3 protein-coding genes are annotated in these 2,441 nt (G+C 35.4%); all 3 read left to right on the forward strand.

Annotation, left to right across the window (positions count from 1 at the left end; all coding sequences use genetic code 11):
- On the forward strand, positions 1–570 hold a 570-nt coding region (locus tag AC1DSB_RS17990; protein WP_477587277.1), incomplete at its 5' end, for an SCO family protein.
- A gap of 377 nt (positions 571–947) precedes the next feature.
- Positions 948–1,838: a PepSY domain-containing protein gene (locus AC1DSB_RS17995; RefSeq protein WP_477587278.1), complete on the forward strand. Its 891-nt coding sequence runs from the start codon at positions 948–950 to the stop codon at positions 1,836–1,838.
- A 398-nt stretch (positions 1,839–2,236) separates the two neighbouring features.
- The coding region (locus tag AC1DSB_RS18000; protein ID WP_477587279.1) for a response regulator at positions 2,237–2,441 on the forward strand (205 nt) is incomplete at its 3' end.

Genomic DNA, 2,441 nt, shown 5'->3' on the forward strand with positions numbered 1-2,441 from the left:
GTCATAACTTTGAGCGTAATCTTATTGGCTGGATGTAATTCAAATAAGTTTAAAGCAGAAACTGACTGGGAAGTAGAATCTTTTTCACATGAATCACAACGTGGGGAAGACGTATCCTTGGATAGTTTAAAAGGGAAAGTATGGCTGGCAACATTTATTTTCACTAATTGTGAAACGGTGTGTCCGCCGATGACAATGAATATGACAATGGTGCAAGATGAATTAATCAAATTGGGTGTGGAAGATTATAAAATCGTCGCATTTAGCGTAGATCCAAAAGTGGATACACCTGAAATCTTAACAGAATACTTAGCTAAATTTAACCCACCTGACGAAACCAAATGGGAATTGCTTTCGGGTTATGATCCTGTTTATATTGAACAATTTGCTAAAGAATCATTTAAATCTTTAGTCAAAGCTGATCCTTCCTCCAATCAAGTGGTCCATGGGCAAAGCTTCTACTTAGTCGATCAAAACGGTGTAGTTGTAAAAAGCTACAATGGCTTTCAAGATGTGCAAAAAGAAGAAATCGCATCTGACATGAAAGCATTAATCGAACAAGGAAAGTAAAATGAACAGGCTAAGATAGATTTAGCTAATATTTAGTAGGATAGTTAGTCCTTTATCAGGACTAACTATCCTTTTTTTATTGAATGTTTTTGATTTTCTGCAGGTATTCAAGGAAAAAGAGTAACCATAGGGTTCGCGTTATTTTTTTCCATATACTGTATAATTCGACTGAGGAGTAGAACGTGCTGAAGTTAAGAATATGAATGAAACGTAACATTTTTGTTAATCTTAGATAATTCAGCAGGGAAAGAAAAATGAGAAGTATCTCACTTAACATTCACTAATTTCTTAAAAAAAGTCAGCTGTCTTTTCATACACGTCTGTCACAATAAGGATTGTAAGATCGTTTCACATTACATTTTAGGAGGAATTCGGTTATGAGAAAGAAATTGATCATTCCAGCATTGGCTTTAACTTTAGTGGGAGGAGCAGTCGTAGGTACGAGCCATATGATGCCTGCGTTTGCCAAAGACAATACAAGTAACACCAATCAAGAAGAACATCAAGATAAAGAGAACAGTGCAASATTGCAAAAAAGCGCAAAAATTTCTAGTAAAGAAGCAGAAGCCATTGCCTTAAAAGAAGTTCCCGGAACAGTGAAAGAGTCTGAACTGGAAGAAGAAGATGGTGTCCTTGTTTATGGATTTGAAGTGCAAACAACTTCAGGTGATGTAAAAGACGTCAAAGTAAATGCAAAAAATGGTGACATTTTCAAAGTTGAAAATGAAGGCGATGATGAAGGAGACGGTGAAGAAAATGACGACAACATCAAAGATCTTCAAAAAAGAGCTTCATTATCAAGTAAAGAAGCAGAAGCCATTGCTTTAAAAGAAGTTCCAGGTACAGTAAAAGATTCTGAACTAGAAGACGAAGATGGCGTCGTTGTGTATGGTTTTGAAGTTCAGACAACTTCAGGAGTGAAAGATGTCAAAGTAAATGCTGAAAATGGTGATATTTTCAAAGTTGAAAATGAAAATAACGATGAAGGCGATGATGAAGAAGACGGAGAAGAAAATGATGACAACATCCAAGATCTTCAAAAGAGCGCTTCATTATCAAGTAAAGAAGCAGAAGCCATTGCTTTAAAAGAAGTTCCAGGTACAGTAAAAGATTCTGAACTAGAAGACGAAGATGGCGTCGTTGTGTATGACGTTGAAGTTAAAAAGTCTACAGGGATTATCAAGGGTGTCAAAGTAGATGCGTCTTCAGGCAAAATCATTAAAGTTGCTGACGAAGAAGATAATGATGATGAAGTCGAGAATGACTAGCATCAAAAATAAATCAGTAAATAGTTCAAAGGAGTAGATGAGTTTATTTCATCTATTCCTTTTTTCTTGCCAATTGTTATTAGTGATTTTAATTTATTCAGGTACGATTTAGAAAAAAGAGGGTCGTTGTGATTAAACAAAAGGATTTTTACAAAGGAGCACGAAACAGGTTAGTTGCGATGAACCACTTAAATTAGCATATAAAAAAGATGATGTTTATGGTCTTTTAGGAATAAATGGGCAGATGAGACCACGACCATTTGCAAGTTAATTGGTTATCTAAGCCTCCAAATGGCGAAGTTAAGTGTTAAGTGAAAATAGATTGATGTCTAACAAAATTGTAAGGCTCACTGTTGTTCGATTACATAGACATAACCTGATTTCTTGGAGGGTTCATATTGAAGAAAATATTGTTAATTGAAGACGAAGATAGTATCTCTGAATTTTTAGAGTTAGAACTCAAACATGAAGGTTTTGATGTCAAAGTTGTCGATGATGGAAGAGAAGGCCTGGACGCAGCGATGAATCAAGAGTTTGATTTAATTTTACTCGACCTAATGCTTCCACATTTAAATGGAATTGAAATATGCCGTAGGTTAAGAG

It is taken from the genome of Paenisporosarcina sp. P4_E4_2, assembly GCF_056401595.1.